Below are 22,624 nucleotides of genomic sequence, written 5' to 3' on the forward strand. Positions count from 1 at the left end.
TAACGCTAGGCAATCAAGCTTAGGAAGAAGAATACTGGAGCAACAAAATGGCACAAACAACCGTAGAACAATTTGCCGGCGAATTAAAGCTGCCAACGGCATTGTTATTAGAACAGCTTAAAAGTGCTGGCGTGCATAAAACAAGCGCAGAAGATGAGTTGAGTGAACATGATAAAGCAGCATTGCTGGATCATTTGCGTAAAGAGCACGGCACGATTGCTCCTAAAAACAAAATTACCCTCACACGTAAATCAAGCACGGAAATTAAAAAAACCGATAACAGCGGTAAAGCGCGCACCATTCAGGTAGAAGTGCGTAAAAAACGCGTGATTGAGCAACGCGAAGACGCGGGCCTGCCTGAAGAAGAGATGTTAGAAGAAGTGGCGGTTGAGGCGTTGGCTGAAGCTGAAGAGGCGCCGGTTGAATTGGCTGCGCCAGTTGTTGAAGCGCCAGTAGAGGTGGTGGCCGAGCCTGAATCTGTGGTGGTTGAAGCACCTGTAGCCCCAGTGGTGGAGCCAGAGCCAGAAGTTGTTGCTCCTGTGGAGGCTGAAACACCAGCTGCACCTGAACCAGAAAAAGTGGTGGTTAGACAGCAAACGATTAGCCGCAAAGACTTGCTTGGCGCTGAAGAAATCGCGTTACGTGAGCAAGAGGCTAAACGCCATGCTACCTTGCTTGCATTGCAAGCTGAAGATAAGCGCAAAAAAGAAGAGTTGGCGCAACGCCGTCTAGACGAGGAAGCGAGAAAGCTGGCAGAAGCTGAAGCAGCGAAAGCGAAGGCTGCTAAACTTTCAGAAGGTACCTTGCACAAGCCTGCGGTAAAAGAAGGTGCTGAAAAGCCAGCTGTGAAAGATGCGAAAAAAGGTAAAGGCAACAATAAAGAGTGGACCGATGCCGAGAACAAAAAACGTGGATTAAAAACACGTGGTGATGTGGCGGGCGGTAAAGCTGGCTGGCGTGCGCCGAAAGGCAAAGGCGGCAAGCATCATGATGATGAGCAGCAACACGCATTTACTGCGCCAACTGAGCCGTTGGTGTACGAGGTGTTGGTGCCTGAAACCATTACTGTGGCTGATCTTGCACACAAAATGTCGGTTAAGTCTGGTGAAGTGATTAAAACCCTGATGGGCATGGGTATGATGGTAACTATCAACCAAGTGCTAGACCAAGAAACTGCAATTATTATCGTGGAAGAAATGGGCCATAAAGCTCAGGCGGCAGCACCAAATGATCCGGATGCGTTTATCGAGGAAACCGACCATGCTGAAGCAGTGATGGAAACGCGCCCACCAGTGGTTACTGTAATGGGTCACGTTGACCATGGTAAAACTTCATTGCTGGACTATATCCGTCGCAGCCGTGTGGCGACTGGCGAGGCCGGCGGCATTACCCAGCACATCGGTGCTTACCACGTAGAAACCCCTAGCGGTATGGTGACGTTCCTGGATACCCCAGGCCATGAAGCGTTTACTGCGATGCGTGCTCGTGGTGCAAAGGCAACCGATATCGTGATTCTAGTTGTGTCAGCAGATGATGGCGTGATGCCGCAAACTATTGAGGCGATTCACCATGCGAAGGCAGCGGGTGTGCCGCTCGTGGTGGCAATCAACAAGATTGATAAGCCGGATGCAGACCCAGAGCGCGTAAAAATGGAGTTGGTAAGTCAGGAAGTGGTGCCTGAGGACTTTGGTGGCGACACCATGTTCCGTGCAGTATCCGCCAAAACCGGTCAAGGCATTGATGACTTGCTGGAAGCTGTGTTGTTGCAAGCTGAAGTGTTGGAATTGCAAGCACCAAAAAATACACCGGCAAAAGGCTTGGTGATTGAAGGTCGTCTAGATAAGGGTCGCGGTTCTGTGGCAACTATTCTAGTACAGTCTGGTACCTTGAAACGTGGTGATATGATTTTAGCAGGCACTACTTTTGGTAAAGTGCGTGCGATGCTGGATGAAACCGGTAAGGATGTTCAAGAAGCAGGCCCATCTATGCCAGTAGAAATTCTAGGGTTGTCTGATGTGCCAAGCGCGGGTGAAGAAGTCATTGTATTGAATGACGAACGCAAAGCGCGCGAAATTGCATTGTTCCGTCAAGGTAAATACCGTGATGTGAAACTTGCTAAACAGCAAGCGGCAAAACTGGAAAACATGTTCGAGCAAATGGAGTCCGGTGAAGTGCAAACCTTGGGCTTGATTATCAAGTCTGATGTACAGGGTTCGTATGAAGCGTTGGCGACTAGCTTGCAAAAACTATCTACCAGTGAAGTGAAGGTCAATATCATTCACACTGGCGTGGGTGCGATCAGCGAGTCTGATGTGAACTTGGCAGCAGCGTCTAAAGCCGTGTTGATCGGTTTCAGTGTGCGTGCAGACTCTGGCGCACGTAAGTTGATTGATACCTTGGGCGTGGATGTACGTTACTACAATATTATTTACGAAGCAGTAGACGAAATCAAAGCGGCGCTAGGTGGCATGTTGGCACCAGAGCAAAAAGAGAGCATGATTGGTACTGTAGAAGTGCGTGAAGTGTTCCGTATTTCTAAGATTGGTGCGATTGCCGGTTGTTATGTACAAGACGGTATGATTAAACGTAACTCTAAAGTACGTATCTTGCGTAACAACGTGATTGTGCATACTGGTGAGCTGGATTCACTCAAACGCTTTAAAGATGATGTTAAAGAAGTTAAAAACAATTTCGAGTGCGGTCTGTCATTGAAGGGTTACAACGATATCGAAGTCGGAGATATCTTGGAAGTGTATGAAATGATTGAGGTGGCCCGTACGCTATAAATGAAATCTTTGTCGTCATGCGTTGTTGCAAATCAAAAACTGTCGCTTACATATTCATATATGCTGCGCTCCATTTTTTGATTTGCGCCTAGCCTGACTTAAAACATTTCATTTATTGAGGATTTTCAAATGGCAAAAGATTTTTCACGTAGCCACCGAGTGGCTGAACAAATGCAGCGCGAAATTGCGGATTTGCTGATGTTCGAAATTAAAGACCCGCGTGTTGGCATGATTACCGTTACTGCAGTTGAGGTGACAGGTGACATGGCGCACGCTAAGATTTTCTACAGTGCAGCTAAGCAAAGCGATAGTACACAGCAGGGCTTGGAAAAGTCTGCCGGCTTTTTGCGTACGCAGTTGGCAAAGCGCATGTTGCTGCGCACGGTGCCGCAATTACACTTTGTGTATGATGCCTCAATCGATAACGGCATGATGATGTCTAAATTGATTGATGAAGCGATTGCTTCAGATAAAACCAAGTCTTAACTAATAATCTAAGCCTTAACCCAAATTAAGTCTTAATGCCTCAGAGTTAACCTCCCTTTGCAATTCAAACGAGTCAAAAAAAATATCAACGGCATTTTGTTATTAGATAAGCCTTTGGGCTTTTCTTCTAACCAAGCTTTACAGCGGGTAAAGTGGCTATTGCAGGCCGCGAAAGCTGGACACACCGGCACGCTTGACCCTCTGGCCACTGGTTTGTTGCCGCTGTGTTTTGGTGAAGCTACCAAGTTTGCACACTATCTCACCGATGCTGACAAAACTTATCATGCCACGATTAAATTAGGTATTACCACCACCACTGGCGATGCGGAAGGTGAAGTGCTACAGCAAATGCCCGTACAAGTGAGCGCCGCGCAGTTTAGGCAGGCATGCTTGCGATTTATCGGCACCATTCAGCAGGTGCCACCTATGTATTCTGCCTTAAAGCACGAGGGCAAGGCCCTGTACGAATATGCGCGTGAAGGCATAGAGATTGAGCGCAAAGTGCGTACCGTTAATATCCACAACATTGAGGTGCTGAGCTTTGCTGGCGATGTGGCGGAAATTACAGTTACTTGCAGTAAGGGCACTTATATTCGTACGCTGGCAGAGGATATTGGTGCCAGCTTGGGCTGCGGAGCGCATTTGATTGGTTTACGCAGAACCTATACCGCTGGTTACGATATTGCCCAAGCCGTCACTTTGGCGCAATTTGAAGCGATGACAGCAGAAGAGCGCTTGGCAATTTTAGCTGCGCCAGATAGCGCCGTGGATGATTTACCGGCTATCGTGCTGGATGCAGATAGTGCTTTTTATTTAATGCAGGGGCAAGCGGTGTGGCAAAGTGGCAAAGTGCCGGCCGGGTTGCTGCGTCTGTATGATGAGCGACAGGTGTTTCTGGGCTTGGGTGAGCAGCAAAGTGATGGCAAGATTGCACCTAAGCGCTTGATGCAGCAAGTAAATAATTAAGCTAAGTCTTGAATAATTAAGTGTTGAAATAACTTGTTAAGCGCTTAACTTGTCACTATAATGTGCGGTTCATGTAAATGAATGCAATTGTGGGTTGGCATCTACGCTATATATTATGGTGTGATACTAGGCTACTTTTGTATTGACGCAAAACCTCTAAATTTAGGAAAAAGTTATGGCAGTTACAGCACAAGACACCGCGAAAATCGTTGCAGAATATCAACGCGCACCAAATGATACAGCTAGCCCAGAAGTGCAAGTTGCACTTTTAACTAACCGTATCTCTTATCTAACAGAGCACTTCAAGTCTAACAAAAAAGATAACCACTCACGTCGTGGTTTGTTAGCATTAGTTAGCCAACGTCGTAGCTTGTTAGACTATCTAAAACGTAAAGACGCTAGCCGTTATCAAACTTTGATTCAACGTTTAGGTCTGCGTAAGTAACAGTTATACAAGTGATTGGCTTTTTGGCTTCACTTATATAATTGCTGTAAAAAGCCGATTGCATCGATGTGCGTCGGCTTTTTTTATTGTTAGATTGTTATTGGGTAGTGAATAACAGTCTGTTGAAAAAGGAAAATAAATGTTTAATAAATTTACTAAAAGTATTCAATACGGCGCGCATACGCTAACCCTTGAAACCGGTGAAATCTCACGCCAAGCAGATGCTGCGGTGATGGTGAGCTACGGTGACACGGTAGTGTTAGTGGCCGTAACCAGCAAGCGTGAAGTTAAAGCCGGTCAGGACTTCTTCCCTTTGACTGTAGACTACATGGAAAAAACCTATGCTGCGGGCAAAATCCCAGGTGGTTTTTTCAAACGCGAGGGCCGTCCTTCAGAAAAGGAAACGTTGACTAGCCGTTTGATCGATCGTCCATTACGTCCTCTGTTCCCAGAAGCGTTCTATAACGAAGTGCAAGTGGTGGCAACTGTGTTGTCATCAGACCCTGAAATCGATGCGGATATTCCTGCAATTATCGGTGCATCTGCGGCAATGTCATTATCTGGTATTCCATACTATGGTCCACTAGGTGCTGCACGTGTTGGTTATATCAACGATGAGTATGTATTAAACCCAACTAAAGCCCAGTTGGAAGAAACTGAGTTGGACTTGGTTGTTGCAGCAACTGAAAGTGCTGTAATGATGGTGGAATCTGAAGCTAAAGAGTTGTCAGAAGAAGTGATGCTAGGCGCAGTTGTTTATGGTCACGAGCAAATGCAAGCTGTGATTAAAATGATTAGCGAATTAGCTGCTGAAGCGGGTAAAGATGCTTGGGACTGGGTTGCGCCAGAGCCAGACACTGCATTGATTGAGAAAGTAGCAAGCTTGGCTGCTGCTGATATCAATGCTGCTTTCCAAATTAAAGCTAAAGGCGCACGTTCAGCTAAGTTAGAAGAAATCACCAGCCGTGTATTGGCTGAGTTGATTACAGAAGAAACTTCAACCACTGAAGCCAACAAAATTAAAAATGAAATCTTTAATTTAGAAGCTAAAACTGTACGTAGCCAAATTCTAAATGGCGAGCCGCGTATTGACGGTCGTGATACACGCACTGTGCGTCCTATCAGCATCCGTACTGGCGTATTGCCGCGCACTCACGGTTCTGCATTGTTCACCCGTGGTGAAACACAGGCTTTGGTTGTAGCAACTTTAGGTACAGGCCGTGATGAGCAAATCATCGACGCGCTGCAAGGTGAGTATGCAGACCGCTTTATGTTGCATTACAACATGCCTCCGTACGCAACTGGTGAAACTGGCCGTGTAGGTACGCCAAAACGCCGCGAAATCGGCCATGGTCGTTTAGCTAAGCGCGCTTTGGTAGCTGCATTGCCAGCTAAAGAAGATTTCGATTACACCATGCGTGTGGTTTCTGAAATTACAGAATCTAACGGTTCAAGCTCTATGGCTTCCGTATGTGGTGGCTGTTTGGCATTGATGGACGCTGGTGTGCCGATGAAAAATCACGTTGCAGGTATTGCGATGGGTTTGATCAAAGAAGGTAATCGCGTAGCGGTATTGACTGACATTTTAGGTGATGAAGATCACTTGGGTGATATGGACTTTAAAGTAGCTGGTACAGAAGATGGTATCACTGCGTTGCAAATGGACATTAAAATCACCGGCATCACTGCACAAATTATGCAAGTGGCTCTAGCGCAAGCTAAAGAAGGTCGCGCGCATATCTTGGGTATCATGAAGCAAGCGGTGAGTGGCGCTAATACAGAAATGTCACAATTTGCACCACGCATCATCACCATGAAGATCAATCCTGAGAAAATCCGTGATGTAATCGGTAAAGGTGGCGCGGTTATTCGTGCTTTAACTGAAGAAACCGGCACTACGATTGATATCGAAGATGACGGTACAGTGAAAATTGCATGCACAAGCTCAGAGCAAGGTGCGGAAGCGCAACGTCGCATTGCAGAAATCACTGCTGAAGTGGAAGTTGGCCAAACTTACGAAGGTACTGTGATCAAGTTGCTTGATTTCGGTGCAATCGTAACATTGATTCCAGGTAAAGATGGCTTGCTACACATTTCACAAATCGCACATCAACGCGTAAATGCAGTTGCTGACTTCTTGAAAGAGGGCGATGTAGTGAAGGTGAAAGTGGTTGAGGCTGATGAGAAAGGCCGTGTACGTCTAAGCATGAAAGCTTTGATTGACCCGCCAGCTGCAGAAGCTAAAGCTGAAACAGAAGCTGACGAGTAATACGCTAGGCGTGTCACTTGTTACATAACAAAAAGCCCGCATATGCGGGCTTTTTGTTATCAATTTTTTAATGAATAAGCGTAGCGGCTTAGATATTAAATAGAGCTGGTTATTTAGCTACTTGACGTTCTCTTAGTTCGTCTAGCGTTTTGCAGTCTATGCATAGGGTAGCAGTAGGACGCGCCTCCAGACGTTTCAGGCCAATTTCAATGCCGCAGCCTTCGCAGTAGCCGTACTCATCGTGCTCAATATTGCGTAGGGTTTCATCAATTTTCTTAATGAGTTTGCGCTCGCGATCGCGGTTGCGTAACTCCAACGTCATGTCAGATTCTTGGCTGGCTCTATCGTTCGGGTCAGCAAACATCGTCACTTCATCCTGCATGGTGTGCACGGTGCGGTCGAGTTCTTCGCTTAACTCAGCTTTCCAGTCATTTAAAATTGAACGAAAGTGGTTGAGTTGAGCCTTGCTCATGTATTCTTCATCAGGCTTCGGCTGATAAGGCGTGAATTGCTTACTAATTACATCTGCCATAATAATTACCCAAATACAAAAAATTAAAATTATTGAAAACTGAGCCAGCAAAATGCTAGCACCTAAAATCAGCGCATGAGTGTACACTGATTAATGGTTTGATGCAAAAGCGTAATCAGTGTGCTTCTATCCAATTGATTTTATATGATTAAATTGCACCGCCTTGTTCGCTAAGTTCCAAGGAGAGTAATGTATTCTCCATCAGGGTGGCAACGGTCATCGGGCCAACGCCACCTGGTACCGGGGTAATCCAGCCAGCGCGTTCTTTTGCTACGGTGAAATCTACATCACCACAAATACGGCCATCCTCCAGGCGGTTGATGCCGATATCAATGACAATGGCTCCCGGCTTGATCCACTCGCCTTTGATTAAGCCAGGCTTGCCGGCAGCTGCAACCACGATGTCAGCCTGTGCAACCATTTTAGCCAGGTCTTTGGTATGGCGGTGGCAACTGGTCACGGTGCAGCCGGCTAGCAGAAGCTCTAGACCCATCGGGCGACCCACATGGTTGGATACGCCAACGACCAATGCATCCAGCCCCATTGGGTTGATGCCGATAGCTTCTAACATTTTAATCACGCCAAATGGTGTGCATGAGCGTAGCGTAGGTTGGCGTACTGCCAATCGTCCAATATTGTATGGGTGAAAGCCGTCTACATCTTTGCTCGGACTAATACATTCAATGATGTGTTCTTCTTCGATTTGCGGCGGCAGTGGTGACTGCACCAGAATACCGTCTATCGTGTTGTCTTGGTTTAGCTGTGTGATTAAGGTGAGTAATTCTTGTTCAGTAGTCGATGCTGGCAAGTTATAGGCAACGGAGCGAATGCCCACTTTTTCGCAAGCTAGACGTTTGTTACGCACATAGATGGCGGAGGCGGGATCCTCGCCTAACAAGATAACCGCAAGACCTGGCGCTCGTTTGTTGGCTAACAGGCGTTGGTTGATTCTTTCTTTGATTGAGTCTAATAAATTGTCGGCAATTGCTTTGCCATTGATAATTTGAGCAGTCATTGGGTATCAGAATCTAAAAATTCAATTAATTTATGAAATAAAGTGCTATTTTAGCATATAGCGATTGACCTTAATCTTAGTTTTGGTTATATTACTGCCTCTTCGGCGTGTAGCGTAGCCTGGTAGCGCGCCTGCTTTGGGAGCAGGATGTCGGGAGTTCGAATCTCTCCACGCCGACCAAAATTTTTGGGTGTTAGAAGTAAATGCTTTTAACACCCAAATTAAAAGTCAGCCCGAAAAATTAGTGCTTTATGTTGTAGATGATGTAAAGCCTTGTAACCAAAATCTGCCCGTAGCTCAACCGGATAGAGCACCAGCCTTCTAAGCTGGGGGTTACAGGTTCGATTCCTGTCGGGCAGGCCAGTTTTATAAAGTCTCTATGGTGGCTGTAGCTCAGTTGGTAGAGTCCAGGATTGTGATTCCTGTTGTCGTGGGTTCGAGCCCCATCAGCCACCCCATTTTCTGATTGCTGTTTAAAATTATATACTTAGGTGTATATTAATAACTTAAACAGTAGCATCAAGGGTAGCACTTCCAAGTCATTACTTGGAGAAAGTGATGCCCACACCCTCAAGAACGTACCAAAAAGCCTCAGGCATGTATTACATACGCCTGCTGGTGCCTAAAAAGCTCGTTCCCTATACTCACCATCAAAAAATCATTTATAGTCTTAAAACCAAGGATAGAAGTGTTGCTTACGTCCGGGCATTAAAGATTAATCTTGCATTTGAAGAGTGGCTTAAAAGTATGGCGATAGACGATAGCAAAAGATTCCCAGAGCTTAAAGTTGAACATGAGGGTACTACGTATGACTTTAACCTTGATAGTCCAGCAGAAAAGGCTGCTTATGATGGTTTAGTCGAGCGGATAGGTATGAAAGTACCAAAAGCTATAGTACCCCCTCCAAAATTGTATTCGTTGGATGACGGCTTTAAAAGCTGGAAGAGCGCAACTTATAAAGTTTATTCTGAAGGTACACGCAATGCTTACTACCCTAGAGTGGTTAAGTTCATCGATTATGCGCGTTCAAAGAAAATCACAGATGTAGAAGCTGTGAAAAAAACATTCGCTACTGCTTATAGAGACCATATCAATATTGAAGAAGCCAGCCCACTTACAGTTGATAACCACACCAAAGCGATCAAGCAGTTTTTTGACTACTTAATTAAAATTGAAGAGTATCGATTTGAAAATCCATTTGCCAATTTACATTTAGTAAAAAAATCACAGTTAAAGTCGGTCACAGATAGCTATGTGCGTTTTAGACCAGAAGAGATTGGCAGGTTGTTCGAAGTTGAAGGTTATTTCAAACGCTTTAAAAAGCCAGATTTGTTCTACTCTCCCCTGATAGCACTAACGATGGGACTCAGATTGGAAGAGGTTGCACAGCTTCGCGTGACAGATATTTATGATAGCGATGGTACCTGGGTTATTGATATCAATGAATATGGGGATGACAAAGAGCTAAAAACTGAGTCATCAAAACGCATCTTACCAATCCCTAGATTTATGCTTAAAACTAACTTTCTGGATTATCACGCATATGTTCTGAAAACTTATGGTGAAGACTCCCATTTATATCCGTATCTCATCAAAACGAAAAATGGATACGGTAAAAATGTAGGATATAACTTTACAAAGCATAAGCAAGAGCTGATTAAAGTGGATGAGGAGTTGAAAACGTTCCACAGCTTAAGAAAAACGCTCAGTGCCAAAATGGATGATGCAAAATACCCATCACATTTACGCAAGTCTATTCTTGGGCATCATATTGAGTTCGATATCACTAACGAGACTTATGGAAGTGAAGAGGCTGGGGCTAAAAGTAAGGAACATTTTTCCTTAAGTTATATGCTGACACACCTCAACCAAATTGAGCATGGTGTGGATTTTGGCGAATTTCATTTTGACTTTGAGTCAGATGGTTTTATGTATGACTTAGTCAGGAGTATGAAAAGAAAAGCAGCAAAGAAAGCGTTCGAGGCAGAAAAGAAGAAGGCAGCCAGCCAGTAGCAGGAATCTATTTATGGTTTTAAGCGAAGATAGAGTTTTTGTATGGTCTCTAAAATCATATTCCTATCTTCGCTATTCAGTTTAGCCAGCATGCTTTTAATCTGCTCAGCCTGATCGTCAGGTCTATCACTAGATTCAATTAAAAGCTCTTGAATACCACAGCCGAATATTTCGGCTAATTCCGCCAGCCTAATCACGGTAGGAATAGTTACCCCACGTTCCATTCTAGAAACAGCTTCATAGCCTATTCCAAGCTTTTCGCTGACCTGATCCTGAGTAAGTCCAGCAGCAAGCCTGCGTTTGGCAATGCTCTGACCTATCTGCTCTGCAAGGTATTTTTTAGATTTTGTCATCATAATTAACTCAACCTATATAGTTGACTATCAACCATTTGACATGAAGTGCTTATTACGTTGAAATACAACCTTTAAGGTTGAATAAGGAGCGTTTGTGAGGGAAATAGGTTTATTAATTATGTTGTTACTTTTGTCAGCCTGCGGATCAAAGCTAAGTGGTGAATATGCAGATAAGACGGGCACAGTAAGTTATACGTTTGGCACGGGGGATAAAGTTTTCATGAGTGCCTTAGGTATTGAATCTGAAGGCAAGTATGAGATAGATGGCGATAGGGTAAAGGTGGAAAACAATGGTCAGAATGTTGTCTTCACAATACTAGAGGATGGTTCAATAAAAACACCGTTTGGTAATCTAAAGAAAAAACAATAAAGGAGCTGGCTGTGAAGATTTTTTTTGGTGTGATACTCATTTTGATTGGTTATGTATATTCTCAGGAGATGCATAACTCTCTGTTTCTTTTGATAGGTGGTGGCATTGGCGGTTGGTTGATATGGCAACCTATAGGAAACAGTTTAAAAGACGCTAGCAAGAAAAAAGAATGGTTAGGTTTAGCGGAGGGGTGCCAATACCAGCATTATCATAAGAGTACGGGCATCGGGATGAATACTGCAACGCGCCAAGTATATTTATTTGATGGAGATAAGTTTAAGAGGTATGACTTTACCGACATTCGTAACTGGTCATATAGCGTGCTAACAGGAGGCACTACTATGAGCAACCGAACATTGGCTGAAGGCGCTCATAACAGCCGTCAAAATAAAGAAAATGAAGCAGGATCAGGATTATTTCTAGATGTAAAAGATATAGACCATCCTGAATGGCGAGTGGCTTTCCCTTGGCATGCTACTAACAATAGAAAAACTGAAGTAGAACTAAAAAGATGGATGGAAATTTTTCAGCAAAATATTAACGAAAAATAGCTAGAGGGACACTAATAACCAGCTCGCTAGATATTGGTGTCCACTTAGCCTTTTGTTAATTCTGTAGCAATCATTTCAGCTTGTTTCATGATTGTCTCGGTTGCTAGTAACTGCATATCAGGCGGGTAGCCAAATTGGCGCAGAGTGCGTTTTATGATCACTTTCAGTTTGGCTTTGACGTTTTCCTTAATCGTCCAGTCAATGGATGCATTTTCTCTAACACGTTGTGTTAATACAACGGCTAGCTCACGTAGCTGCTCGTGTTGCATAAGTTCTTTAGCACTATTATTGCTAGCAACGGCTGAGTAAAAGGCATACTCAAACTCAGATAAGCCAAGCCCTTTAGCTTCATTATCAGAGGCGACAATCTCTTTACTAATCTTAATCAACTCATCCATGACCTCTGCTGCAGTGAGTATTTTGTTGTGATACTTTTTGATGGCGTTCTCTAACATTTCCATCAAGCTTTTACTTTGCACTAGGTTCTTCTTGGCACGTACTTTGAGTTCATCATTGAGCAATTTTTTAAGCACTTCCAGTGCGACATTTTTATGCTCATGGTTTTTAAGCTCAAGTAAAAACTCTTCAGACAATATAGAGATGTCAGGCTTCTTGATGCCAGCAGCATCAAATACATCAATTACTTGTTCAGATACTAAGGCTTGATCAATCACCTGGCGTATAGTGGTTTCAATTTCCTCATCTGTTCTACCATTGCCTGTGCTGTCAAATTTAGCTAGTCGTGCTTTTACAGCTTGAAAGAAAGCAACCTCATCTTTGACATCCATGGCTTGATCGTGTGGAATGGCAATCGCAAAAGCTTGAGATAATGCAGTCACCTCATTCACATAACGTCGCTTGCCATCATCAATGCCAAGAATGTGCTCTTCAGCAGCAAGGATTAAAGAGAGTTTTTTGGAGGTGTCGGCTTCAAAGTAATCTTCATAAGGAAAGCCGTGATACATGTCAGAGACAATTTCTAGCTTTTCTAACATCAGAGCTACTGCTTGCTCTTGTGTTTCTGCTGGGTTACCTTTGCCACCGGCATCAGAATAAAATGACAACGCTTCTTTAAGGTCTGATGCAATACCAAGATAGTCAACTATCAATCCACCTGGCTTATCTTTATAAACCCGATTAACCCTAGCAATCGCTTGCATTAGGTTATGACCTTTCATCGGCTTATCAATGTATAAGGTATGCATGCTGGGCGCATCAAAGCCAGTAAGCCACATATCACGCACGATAACGAGTTTTAATTCGTCGTCAGGGTCTTTCATTCGCTCAGCTAGTGCTTTGCGTTGTAGCTTGGTTGTGTGGTGTTTGGCAAGCATTGGTCCATCAGCAGAGGCTGCAGTCATCACGACCTTGATGACACCTTTGTGAGGTTCGTTTGAATGCCACTCAGGCTTCAGCTTAATAATGGCATCATATAGCTCGGCAGCGATTCTCCGAGACATGCTAACAATCATGCCTTTGCCGTCAAACACTTCCTGTCGTTGCTCAAAGTGGGCGACAATATCTTGTGCAACATTTTTAATGCGATTTTCACTACCAATCAATGCTTCAATTTGTGTCCACTTTGCTTTGGCTTTTTGTGTTTCCGTAAGCTCGTCTTGCTCTAGTTCCTCATCAAGTTCGGCAACAAGCTTCTTGCCTTCATCACTTAATTGAACCTTAGCCAGTCGGCTTTCGTAATAAATACGAACTGTGGCACCATCTTCAACAGCTTGAGCGATGTCATAAATATCAACATAATTACCAAATACTGCTGGTGTGTTTACATCCGTGCTTTCAATCGGTGTGCCCGTAAAACCCAGATAGGTTGCATTTGGTAAAGCATCGCGCATGTATTTAGCAAAGCCATACACAATCTTTTGGCCAATGACATCACCAGCCTTGTTCTTGTCGTCTACAGTTTTTGCTTTAAAGCCATATTGTGTTCTATGTGCTTCATCAGCAATCACTACAATGTTTCTACGATCAGATAATGTTTCGTAAACATTACCTTCTTCAGGTTGAAATTTTTGGATGGTAGTAAAAATAACACCACCAGAAGCTACTTTTAAGAGCTCTTTAAGTTGTTGGCGATCCTCTACCTGTTTTGGCTCTTGGCGAAGTAGTTGTGAGGAAGATGCAAAAGTATCAAACAGCTGGTCATCTAGGTCGTTCCTATCGGTAATTACCAAGATGGTTGGGTTGTTCAGTGCTAGGACAATTTTGCCTGTATAAAACACCATGGAGAGTGATTTGCCACTGCCTTGAGTATGCCAAACAACACCAGCTTTACGATCTCCATTTGGTTGATTGCGTACATCACTTAAACCATAACTTGCAGGTGTTTGAGCTAAGCTTACCGCTTCAGCGGTAGCCCTTAATGTTGAGATAACTGCTGCATTCACTGCGTAGTATTGATGGTATGCAGCAAGCTTCTTGACTGTACTAATGCTGATTAGACCTGGAGTACCATCAGCTTGTTTTGGACCTTCTTTGGAAGATTTCTCAAACACAATGAAATGACGAATCAAATCCAGCAATGTTGATTTGTTCAACATGCCGTTGATTAATGTTTCTAATTGGCCGGTAAGCTTTGATGCCTCACTTTTACCATCAGCAGTTTTCCACGCCATAAAACGACTAAATCCGGCAGAGATAGAACCAGCTTTTGCTTCTAGTCCATCTGAAACAATTACAAAACCATTGTAGGTAAATAGGCTAGGGATGGTTTCTTTGTAGGTATTTAGTTGCTGGTATGCAGTTTTAATGGTGGCGTTTTCATCGGCTGCATTTTTAAGTTCAATGACTACCAGTGGAATGCCATTTACAAACAAAATCACATCTGGTCGTTTATTTTGGTTGTTTTCAATGATCTTGAATTGATTCGCTACAACAAAGTCATTGTTTTGTGGGTTGATAAAATCAATCAACCATACCAAGTCACCGCGTTGTAAGCCATCTTTTTGATAACTTACATTCACACCCTCTCTAAGTAATCTGTGAAATGTTTCGTTATTAGCTAGCAGTTCAGGGGAGCTAATACGTTGGATAGTTTTAATTGCTTCGTCTAAAGCTGTGGCAGGTAGGGTAGGGTTAATACGTGTAATGGCATTGCGCAGGCGACTGAGTAAAAGCACCTCAGCAAAGCTTTCACGTTCTGGGGTGGTTGAGTCGGGCGCAATATCCGGCGCATATACATAGCTAAACCCAAGCGCTTGCAGGCGCTCAATGGCTAAGGTTTCGATATCAGATTCTGTGATTTTCGACATTTATTATAATTCTTGATCTTATTTTTCTACAGTCAGCAATTACCGAGCAATCCTCGGCAGTTGTTTCCAAAATGGAAATAACTCAATTAATAGTGCATATTGAACTGGCCGGCAATTCCGAACAGTAGCAACAAATCAAAACTTCGAGAATATCTCAATTTGAGGAAATCTCTAAAATTGCCGAAAATACTAAATCAAGCCCGCATAATTTTTTAGTGATGAAACCGTTTGTGGTAACTGTTGCTTTTGCAGACAAGTTAAAAATTCATCCACAGACATAGGCGGATTTTTCAAAGCACTGCGCTGGTCTTTAAAAGCTTTACAACAAATCGCAGGTGCCATGTCTATTTGATAATAAAGAAAATCATCTGGGTGGATGATTTCTATCTGAAAAGTTTGTAAATAATCAGCAGGAAAATCCTTTTGATTAAATGTCACAATCGCATCTGCCTTGCACTTTATGGCGGCAGCAAGCACATGCCTATCATCTTTATCTGGTAGGGCTAAACCTTCAATCAAACATTCATAGCCTTCTACTTTTGCATCAGGCACATGACTGTCCATCAAGTTGCGCACACGCTCAAGTACCTCTAGCGGGTATTTATCTTCGCGCACTAGAGCATTGATCCATTCTTCATGTATCGCATCTGTCCAATAGGCTTTAAACAAATCACAGTTTGCTAAGCGCATTAGGCTGTCGCGCAGAGCTGCAGGGTAAAGCACGCATGCGTCAAACAAAACGGCAAAACGTGCCATCCTGTTTAATACCCCATACCTAACTCTTGCGATATAGCCGTTAGTTCATCAAGGGCTGCATTGCGCTTAGCCAACAGTGATTCTTTATAAGCCAACACATCGCTTGCTAACACACGGCGATGGGCACCTACTTTACGATGAGGTAGTTCGCCTTTTTCTAATAAGCTCACCAAATGCGGACGGCTAACATTCAGTAAATTAGCTGCTTCTTGTGTACTGAGCTCATGGTGAATTGGAACCAAGCTAATCGCATTGCCCTTTGCCATTTCCGAGACAATATCTAACAGCAATTGCATAATTTGCCCAGGCAACACCAAATCTTCAGCTGCGCCATTATTGGCACGTAAAGTTAGTTGTACCCTGTCTGCATCCGCATATTTACTCAACATACGGCTAGATTGTTTAGCAGCTTCAATCTCGGGCTTTGTGGGTAAATGCACTACATTTTGCATCGCGTTCATTTCTTATTACCTCTAAAGTAAGCTTAGTTTAAGCTTATATGCATAGATTAAACGAAATAAACGAAACAGACAAGATTTATTAGGCAGCGACATCTTTATCCAAACTGTCTTTGGCAACACTTTCGTAGTGGAATTTCGTCAAGTCAGAAGTTAAAAAGTTATCCATTAATAATTTAATAAATAAATCTTTTGAAACCTTTGAATCTAAAACTATTTTATCTTCTGCTTGGTTGAATCTTATTCTTCCGGCTAATGCAGGAAATGTTTTGCAAAAGCTGATAATGCTTGTGTTAGGGATGTTTTTTATCAAAACTGGTGAGCCTTTAGCGACCTTTACAAACCGTCTTGCATATTTAATGTCCTCAAGCAGCTCTCTCAATGCTTCAACGTTTTCAATAACCAGTTTGTCTTCAATTGCCGTTATTCCTAACGTTGCTTCCTTTTTAATAATTTCATGGAAACCGAAACTTCTTTCAAGCGCAGCCAAATCATTTACTAATAACTCACCATCAATTTTCAGCATCTGAAAGCCTGGACTTATTCTCAAGAAGTCTTTGTCAATTTTTTCTAATCTTGTTTCGTGTTGTACTAAACAAAAACTCGACTGGCTAAAAATATGTATCGGAGCAATCGTCTTATATAAAATGACTTGCTTTTCGTTATTCCCTATTTCTATCAGTAATGCTTTTATATTTCCTATCTTTTCAGCATCTAAGTTATAAGTTGGCAAATTGTCATTCGCTATCACAGTATCAATAGCGCTCAATTCTTGTGGTATTTCTATGTCATAAGCATAAATTACGTTTACTCTCTCATCAGAGGTAGATAAGTTCATCACTGCTAATTCTTCAACATCGATTATTGTGTCTTTAATGCTTTTTAAAAATAGCTGCTTTAAACCAGATTGTGCATCGGCTTCAATATCTAGCTTTTTTGGCTCTTGTTGATTGGGTAGTCTGGAAATAGCATATACAGTCACACCTATTTGGTCTTGATGTTCATAAAAATACGAAAGCGACTCTTTTAATTCTTGTATATCCATTAAACCACTCCCCTAACATAGTAAATACGATCGTCTAACTTAATGTAACTCAGCTTTTGGTTTTCAACTATTTTGCATTTAGAGATAAGAATAATGTTCTCTCTATTACCAATTTTGAATGCGCCGTTAGCCCTATATATTTGGAAGCCAAGCAAAGCAAGTGATGGGTTTGCGTAGAAGAGGTCAGTTTTGATATAGATAACGCCCATTACAAGTAAAAGCAACGCAAATACAGCTAGCTGCCTTGTGCTTGAAAATTCAAAGCTAATCAGCGGTATGACGTATGTCGCGAGGAAAGTTAAGTGCTCGTAATTAATACCTTCAACTTTCGTGACCTCAAACGGGATATCCGTTGCGCCTTTCAAATCAAAATCAAATCTGAAAAATGCAAAAACTGCATAACAAAGGCACATGAAAATAATTGTAGGGAAAATATTGGCGCTTAAAAAGCGCCACCAAGATGAAAGATGACGTAAATCTACAGCACCTTCTGGAAACTGAACTGTCATTATCAAGATAAAGACAAAAAGTAACCCTAGCGAAAGTACGTAAAGATCAATTTTTCTTCTTGTATCTGTCATAAGTCACTCTCTTTTGCAGATACATTTGATGAGTCATCTTTTTCACCAAGTATGTTAGCGTAGGTCTCTTTCAGGAATGTCAGCGAACCATCTCTATCTGCATTAATTTCAAGGCTCTGCTGGAATAATTTAAGCCTATGACGATTTGCCTGAAGTACTTCAGACCATGTTTTCGCCCATATATTTATTCTCTTATCATCTGATTGGTGTATTAGCCCAGCCTGCATATTTGCTTGTTTAGCTTTTCTCCTTGCATGGTCATCCATATCATTAGAGATAACCCAGAATGTCCAGCGTGTGTCCGCACCATTAAAGCGCTCGTCTTGTGCAACCGCAAAAGCATAACTTTCCACTTGAGTCAGTTCACTCGCTCCAATTTTTACCGTTGGTCGCTTTAGTTCAATGACTAAATGTTCCATCTCATTCTGACGATGACATGGAATACTGCGAGTCAACATTAAATCAACTATGCCACGACGGCCATCAACTCTTTTAACAGGCTGATCAACAACAGTATCAGATCCAATTGCTACTAGATGTTTTTTTAATACCTCTGTTAAGGATTGATCATCAACAGATAAAAAGAACTCTTCACCAAATATCCAAGTATTTTCCGCTAGCAGTCTGTGAAGTTGCGTTCGTTCTTGTAAGTTCTCCTTTTCGTCATCATTAAATAAAAGGGCATCTAGCCCCTCAATAAACTTAAGACGATCAGACACTACCTTTGAAGCACTTATGATTGCTGAAAGAGAGGTTTCTTGTAATAACCTAGCAAATTCTTTTTGTTTTTTTTCAGGTAGATCTAGCACTTCGGTGAGGATTAGTTGCAATTCCTCAGGGCTTTTCTCTATAGCTTGGCGCAGCATGCGCAATTGTAGTTTCTTTCCTTTTTGTGGAGAGGTATCAAAGTCAGGAAGAAAGTTATTTACATTCACAGCAACAATATCAAATACTTCACGCTCAATTTTTTCTACAAGATTCTGAGGCTCGTTTTTGTATGGATAAACCTGTTCTTCTTTCCATCGTCCCACTAACGATTGAGCTTTTTCTGCCCCGCTTTCACGATAAAAGGTTTTTATTGCATCCTTAACTCTAGTCATGACTTCTATCAGAGTCGGATTCATCTCTGCTAAACCAAGTGTCCCATCACGAGATAATTTTGAGATATAAGCTGATTTCAAATAGGCTGAATAATTTAATCCAGGCACCTGTACTCTTAGGTCGGATTGTAATAAAGGTAATCCTGCTTCGTTGCACAGATATACTGCCCTATCAGTTGCGTTTTTCCATTCGATAATTTCTAGTTCTATAGGGTATTCAATATCACCATCTTGAATCATTCCTAAACTTAATTGTTTTATTGATGTAATCGCTACAGAAACATCCAGCTTGCCTGCTGGCAAGTTAATCAATATGTCTTTATAACTATTCAGATAAGTTGCAAAAATCTCGGATAAATCTTGGACTGTATGCTCGGAGTTGAGAAACTCATATGTTTTATGCAACTCAGAAATTATGCATCTAACGCCTGTTCTATTTTCCTTTGCTGGCACCGGCTCAGTGATACGTACTTCACGGAGAGAGTCATGTAGCATAGAAACAGTAAATTGTTTAAAACAGGTTCCATCTTTATAACAAACATCCCAATCGACTACTCGTCCAAGCGAAAATGCTTTTAGTCTTCCTTTTCCCTCTGAGCCATGTAGAAAGCGCTGCTTGCCCTTTGACTGACCCGCTAAATTTTTCCATGACCCGCCTAAATTGCCAAATAAACTTGGGGCTTCAAAGTGTGTAAAACCTGCTCCATTATCAGCAATAATTATTCGCTGTTTTCCCGTACCGTAAGTTTCCTCTTTAATTTCTATTAGGGTTGCGTCTGCATCCAAACTATTCCAGATAAGCTCAGCAATAGAATGCATTGGTTTGGCTTGTACTTGTTTATTTAGAAAATCACCTTGAACCTCTATTGAGTAAATCTTCTGGTTAGCCATTATTTATCCTTATTTCACCACTCATTAGCTTTGGAAGCAGGGTGTCGCGGAGTTTCTCTAAAATTTGGATTTGCTCAATATTCTTAAACTTTTTACCAAGCATGTCTTTGGCGATTGTAGTAAAAGACTGGATTTTCTCTTTTGGCGGTAAAAAGAACTCATATGTTGGAATAGCTTGCTTACTCAAGTGCAGCACGGTTGAGCCATTTGAATAGCCTAAGCAATGCTCTTTAAATTCCCTTGTTCGCATCATGCGATATAGAAACTCATTTGATAACCAATCAAATTTTGATGTAACTTTTACCAGATCCATTGAAATCACGATGGTTTCATAGTCTGGAGAAGCAACAACTAATACTGGGTTGCCAATCACTTCGGCGTTTTGCGTAATATCTGTGTGAGCAACTACTAAATCACCTTGAACAACGACGTGCTGTTCTTTGTATCTACCAGTAAACTCTTTAAAGCCGTCCAATCTAAAGCCACCATTACGGTCAAAGCTTTTGAGCGTGACCATTGCAGTTTTAGATGGGTTTAACTCTGCGCTTTTGTATGAAACACCATTAAAACAGTTTACGTATTCACCTAACTCAACAAAAGCCCAATCCTCCAGTGCTTCTTCTACAAACCACTGTCTAAAAAGCGTTTCGGTCATGTACTCTAGGGTGTTGTTTTGGCGGTGAAGCAGATCGATTTTGTCATCCAAGCTGCTGAGGACCGAGGCGATGGCCTTTTGTTCTCTATGAGGTGGTTGAGGGATTTCAAAATTTTTGATACTTTTTAAACTTACTGTCGGTTGAGTTGAACCTGCAACTGAAGACTCTATTTCATTTATTCCATTAGGCGAGTTTAAAAAGTAATATAAAAATAGTGAATTCTCATTTGGAACAATAAATGCCGTATTTTGACCAAGACAAAATTCTGTTTCATCGTCAACAATACATGTATTACCGTATGAACCAACTCTGGAAAATAAAATGTCGCCTTTTTTTGGGGTGTGGTTTTTAGAGAATTTATCAAATACTTCTTTACTAACTTTTAAAGTATTTGTTAGGTTTAGTTTTCCCTTTTTAATATCTGTAACTCTAACCATTGGCAACCCTAAGTCTGAGTAAGACGGGGTTTGATGAAGCGAGTCAATAACACTCGCAATTTCCTCTAGCTTGACTGTTTTCCACTCACTCACAGCTTCACCCTCGCCAAGTTTTCAGCAATTGCTTTGTTGAGTTTTTCTTCCTCCAGCAGCTGTGCTTCATATTCTGCTTTTAGCGCGTTAAAACGTTCGGCAAAATTAAAGTCATCTTCATCATCTGGCAAGCCTACATAGCGGCCTGGGGTGAGTACATAATCAAGCTCTTTTACACGCTCTAGGCTGACAGAGGCACAGAAGCCTGAAACATCCGCATAACTGCCATTTGGGTTGCGCCAATTATGGTAAGTGTCTGTAATTTGTTTAATATCGGTATGGCTTAACTCTTTTGTACGGCGATTAATTAAATGCCCAAGGTTGCGTGCATCAATAAACAGTATTTCGTTGCTACGGTTTCTGAATTTGCCATTGGTTCTATTTCGGCTCATAAACCAAAGTGCTGCCGGTATTTGGGTATTCAGGAATAGCTTTGCAGGTAGATTAACGATGCAATCAATCACGTTGCCTTGTTCTATTAAGGCTTTCCGTATATCGCCTTCGCCACTGGTTTTGCTGGTAAGTGCACCTTTGGCTAATACAATACCGGCTTGGCCTGTAGGGTTAAGATGGTAAATGAAGTGTTGTAGCCAAGCAAAGTTGGCATTACCTGCTGGAGGCACACCAAACTGCCAGCGACCATCATTACGGAGTAACTCACCAGACCAATCACTCACATTGAATGGTGGGTTGGCAATAATGTAATCTGCTTTTAAATCTTTATGCGAATCGTTTAGAAAGCTGCCTTCGTTGTTCCATTTGACTTGGCTAGCTTCAATGCCACGAATAGCCAAGTTCATTTTAGCCAAACGCCATGTGGTTTGGTTGCTCTCCTGGCCGTAAATAGAAATGTCGTTGACTTTGCCTTGGTGGTCTGCAATAAACTTTTCAGACTGCACAAACATACCACCAGAGCCACAGCAGGGGTCAAATACTCGTCCGTTATATGGTTCTAGCATCTCAACCAACAACTCAACCACGGAACGTGGGGTATAGAACTGACCTCCTTGTTTGCCTTCTGCCAAAGCAAACTCACCAAGGAAGTATTCAAACACGTGGCCTAATACATCTGCACTGCGCGATTTAGCATCACCTAAAGCAATGTTGCCGACAAGATCAATCAGTTGACCAAGGCTAGCTGGGTCTAAATTATCTCTTGCGAATACTTTAGGTAGTACACCTTTAAGCGAGGCGTTTTCTGCTTCAATCGCATCCATGGCGTTATCCACCATTTTGCCAATGTCAGGTTGTTTGGCTTGTGATTGCAGATAAGACCAACGAGCTTCTTGAGGGACAAAGAATACATTTTCAGCTAAATATTCATCTTTGTCCTCAGGGTCGGAGCCTGCATATTCACCCACCCCAGCAGCTAACTTAGCGAACTGCTGTTCAAAGGTATCTGAGATGTACTTAAGAAAGATTAAGCCTAGAACAATGTGTTTGTATTCTGCTGCATCTATGTTTTTACGGAGCTTATCAGCAGCTTTCCAAAGCTGCTTTTCTAGTGGCTCTTGTTTTGTTAATTGCTCTTTTGCCATGCTATCCCTGTATT

19 protein-coding genes and 3 tRNA genes are annotated in these 22,624 nt (G+C 42.3%); 11 read left to right on the top strand and 11 right to left on the bottom strand.

Annotated features, from left to right (window positions below; translation table 11 throughout):
* Nucleotides 1-47: 47 nt before the first annotated feature.
* The 5 genes from infB (at nt 48) to pnp (ending at nt 6,952) form a co-directional block, all read left to right on the top strand.
* A complete protein-coding gene (infB, locus tag MMOL_RS01065) occupies nt 48-2,786 on the top strand; it encodes a translation initiation factor IF-2 (RefSeq protein ID WP_012777578.1) in 2,739 nt (912 codons plus the stop codon).
* Between the two features lie 129 nt (nt 2,787-2,915).
* Complete coding sequence (gene rbfA / locus MMOL_RS01070; RefSeq protein WP_012777579.1) at nt 2,916-3,272, top strand: 30S ribosome-binding factor RbfA; 357 nt, start codon at nt 2,916-2,918, stop codon at nt 3,270-3,272.
* Between the two features lie 57 nt (nt 3,273-3,329).
* Entirely contained in the window at nt 3,330-4,238 is a 909-nt protein-coding gene (truB, locus tag MMOL_RS01075; protein WP_012777580.1) for a tRNA pseudouridine(55) synthase TruB, read from the top strand.
* A 175-nt stretch (nt 4,239-4,413) separates the two neighbouring features.
* Nucleotides 4,414-4,683: a 30S ribosomal protein S15 gene (gene rpsO, locus MMOL_RS01080; RefSeq protein ID WP_012777581.1), complete on the top strand. Its 270-nt coding sequence runs from the start codon at nt 4,414-4,416 to the stop codon at nt 4,681-4,683.
* A 139-nt stretch (nt 4,684-4,822) separates the two neighbouring features.
* Nucleotides 4,823-6,952, top strand: a complete 2,130-nt coding sequence (pnp, locus tag MMOL_RS01085) for a polyribonucleotide nucleotidyltransferase (protein WP_012777582.1) — start codon at nt 4,823-4,825, stop codon at nt 6,950-6,952.
* Nucleotides 6,953-7,061: 109 nt separating this feature from the next.
* Here pnp and dksA read toward each other — a convergent pair whose 3' ends face one another.
* Together dksA and folD are read right to left on the bottom strand one after the other, a co-directional pair.
* Complete coding sequence (gene dksA, locus MMOL_RS01090) at nt 7,062-7,484, bottom strand: RNA polymerase-binding protein DksA (protein WP_012777583.1); 423 nt, start codon at nt 7,482-7,484, stop codon at nt 7,062-7,064.
* 148 nt (nt 7,485-7,632) lie between these two features.
* Entirely contained in the window at nt 7,633-8,499 is an 867-nt protein-coding gene (gene folD, locus MMOL_RS01095) for a bifunctional methylenetetrahydrofolate dehydrogenase/methenyltetrahydrofolate cyclohydrolase FolD (protein WP_012777584.1), read from the bottom strand.
* A 103-nt stretch (nt 8,500-8,602) separates the two neighbouring features.
* Between folD and MMOL_RS01100 the strand changes: the two genes are divergently transcribed.
* The 4 genes from MMOL_RS01100 to MMOL_RS01115 all read left to right on the top strand — a co-directional run bounded on the left by MMOL_RS01100 (nt 8,603) and on the right by MMOL_RS01115 (nt 10,512).
* Nucleotides 8,603-8,679, top strand: a tRNA-Pro gene (locus MMOL_RS01100).
* Nucleotides 8,680-8,785: 106 nt separating this feature from the next.
* Nucleotides 8,786-8,862 (top strand) — tRNA-Arg (locus MMOL_RS01105).
* A 19-nt stretch (nt 8,863-8,881) separates the two neighbouring features.
* Nucleotides 8,882-8,957: transfer RNA gene (locus tag MMOL_RS01110), tRNA-His, on the top strand.
* Nucleotides 8,958-9,057: 100 nt separating this feature from the next.
* The gene (locus MMOL_RS01115; protein WP_012777585.1) at nt 9,058-10,512 is read left to right on the top strand and encodes a DUF6538 domain-containing protein; all 1,455 of its coding nucleotides are present in this window, start codon (nt 9,058-9,060) and stop codon (nt 10,510-10,512) included.
* A gap of 11 nt (nt 10,513-10,523) precedes the next feature.
* Here MMOL_RS01115 and MMOL_RS01120 read toward each other — a convergent pair whose 3' ends face one another.
* Complete coding sequence (locus tag MMOL_RS01120; protein ID WP_012777586.1) at nt 10,524-10,868, bottom strand: helix-turn-helix domain-containing protein; 345 nt, start codon at nt 10,866-10,868, stop codon at nt 10,524-10,526.
* A 94-nt stretch (nt 10,869-10,962) separates the two neighbouring features.
* On the opposite strand from MMOL_RS01120, the gene MMOL_RS01125 reads away from it, so the two are divergent.
* Together MMOL_RS01125 and MMOL_RS01130 are read left to right on the top strand one after the other, a co-directional pair.
* Nucleotides 10,963-11,238, top strand: a complete 276-nt coding sequence (locus MMOL_RS01125; protein WP_012777587.1) for a hypothetical protein — start codon at nt 10,963-10,965, stop codon at nt 11,236-11,238.
* 11 nt (nt 11,239-11,249) lie between these two features.
* Entirely contained in the window at nt 11,250-11,789 is a 540-nt protein-coding gene (locus tag MMOL_RS01130; RefSeq protein WP_012777588.1) for a DUF4755 domain-containing protein, read from the top strand.
* A 44-nt stretch (nt 11,790-11,833) separates the two neighbouring features.
* Here MMOL_RS01130 and MMOL_RS01135 read toward each other — a convergent pair whose 3' ends face one another.
* The 8 genes from MMOL_RS01135 to MMOL_RS01170 form a co-directional block, all read right to left on the bottom strand.
* Complete coding sequence (locus MMOL_RS01135) at nt 11,834-15,055, bottom strand: type I restriction endonuclease subunit R (protein ID WP_012777589.1); 3,222 nt, start codon at nt 15,053-15,055, stop codon at nt 11,834-11,836.
* Between the two features lie 189 nt (nt 15,056-15,244).
* On the bottom strand, nt 15,245-15,811 hold the full coding sequence (locus MMOL_RS01140; RefSeq protein ID WP_012777590.1) for a PIN domain-containing protein: 567 nt from the start codon (nt 15,809-15,811) through the stop codon (nt 15,245-15,247).
* A 5-nt stretch (nt 15,812-15,816) separates the two neighbouring features.
* Nucleotides 15,817-16,272, bottom strand: coding sequence for a helix-turn-helix domain-containing protein (locus tag MMOL_RS01145; RefSeq protein WP_012777591.1), 456 nt, complete (start codon nt 16,270-16,272; stop codon nt 15,817-15,819).
* 79 nt (nt 16,273-16,351) lie between these two features.
* Nucleotides 16,352-17,314: an anti-phage protein KwaB gene (gene kwaB, locus MMOL_RS01150; RefSeq protein WP_012777592.1), complete on the bottom strand. Its 963-nt coding sequence runs from the start codon at nt 17,312-17,314 to the stop codon at nt 16,352-16,354.
* On the bottom strand, nt 17,314-17,895 hold the full coding sequence (kwaA, locus tag MMOL_RS01155; RefSeq protein ID WP_012777593.1) for an anti-phage protein KwaA: 582 nt from the start codon (nt 17,893-17,895) through the stop codon (nt 17,314-17,316). Before kwaA ends, kwaB begins: the two co-directional genes overlap by 1 nt.
* Entirely contained in the window at nt 17,892-19,886 is a 1,995-nt protein-coding gene (locus MMOL_RS01160) for an ATP-binding protein (protein WP_012777594.1), read from the bottom strand. Before MMOL_RS01160 ends, kwaA begins: the two co-directional genes overlap by 4 nt.
* On the bottom strand, nt 19,879-21,072 hold the full coding sequence (locus MMOL_RS01165; protein ID WP_012777595.1) for a restriction endonuclease subunit S: 1,194 nt from the start codon (nt 21,070-21,072) through the stop codon (nt 19,879-19,881). Before MMOL_RS01165 ends, MMOL_RS01160 begins: the two co-directional genes overlap by 8 nt.
* Nucleotides 21,069-22,610, bottom strand: a complete 1,542-nt coding sequence (locus tag MMOL_RS01170) for a type I restriction-modification system subunit M (RefSeq protein WP_012777596.1) — start codon at nt 22,608-22,610, stop codon at nt 21,069-21,071. The genes MMOL_RS01165 and MMOL_RS01170 overlap by 4 nt, the downstream gene beginning before the upstream one ends.
* Nucleotides 22,611-22,624 lie beyond the last annotated feature (14 nt).

The organism is Methylotenera mobilis JLW8 (assembly GCF_000023705.1).
In the GTDB taxonomy this organism is placed as follows: Bacteria; Pseudomonadota; Gammaproteobacteria; order Burkholderiales; family Methylophilaceae; genus Methylotenera; species Methylotenera mobilis.

Bases quoted from the DNA above. Each gene is read 5' to 3' on its own strand.
- MMOL_RS01145 (WP_012777591.1), bottom strand. From the start codon at position 16,272: ATGAACGCGATGCAAAATGTAGTGCATTTACCCACAAAGCCCGAGATT.
- dksA (WP_012777583.1), bottom strand. From the start codon at position 7,484: ATGGCAGATGTAATTAGTAAGCAATTCACGCCTTATCAGCCGAAGCCT.
- MMOL_RS01160 (WP_012777594.1), bottom strand. From the start codon at position 19,886: ATGGCTAACCAGAAGATTTACTCAATAGAGGTTCAAGGTGATTTTCTA.
- MMOL_RS01135 (WP_012777589.1), bottom strand. From the start codon at position 15,055: ATGTCGAAAATCACAGAATCTGATATCGAAACCTTAGCCATTGAGCGC.
- infB (WP_012777578.1), top strand. From the start codon at position 48: ATGGCACAAACAACCGTAGAACAATTTGCCGGCGAATTAAAGCTGCCA.
- pnp (WP_012777582.1), top strand. From the start codon at position 4,823: ATGTTTAATAAATTTACTAAAAGTATTCAATACGGCGCGCATACGCTA.
- kwaA (WP_012777593.1), bottom strand. From the start codon at position 17,895: ATGACAGATACAAGAAGAAAAATTGATCTTTACGTACTTTCGCTAGGG.
- rpsO (WP_012777581.1), top strand. From the start codon at position 4,414: ATGGCAGTTACAGCACAAGACACCGCGAAAATCGTTGCAGAATATCAA.
- MMOL_RS01115 (WP_012777585.1), top strand. From the start codon at position 9,058: ATGCCCACACCCTCAAGAACGTACCAAAAAGCCTCAGGCATGTATTAC.
- MMOL_RS01120 (WP_012777586.1), bottom strand. From the start codon at position 10,868: ATGATGACAAAATCTAAAAAATACCTTGCAGAGCAGATAGGTCAGAGC.
- kwaB (WP_012777592.1), bottom strand. From the start codon at position 17,314: ATGGATATACAAGAATTAAAAGAGTCGCTTTCGTATTTTTATGAACAT.
- folD (WP_012777584.1), bottom strand. From the start codon at position 8,499: ATGACTGCTCAAATTATCAATGGCAAAGCAATTGCCGACAATTTATTA.
- MMOL_RS01140 (WP_012777590.1), bottom strand. From the start codon at position 15,811: ATGGCACGTTTTGCCGTTTTGTTTGACGCATGCGTGCTTTACCCTGCA.
- rbfA (WP_012777579.1), top strand. From the start codon at position 2,916: ATGGCAAAAGATTTTTCACGTAGCCACCGAGTGGCTGAACAAATGCAG.
- MMOL_RS01170 (WP_012777596.1), bottom strand. From the start codon at position 22,610: ATGGCAAAAGAGCAATTAACAAAACAAGAGCCACTAGAAAAGCAGCTT.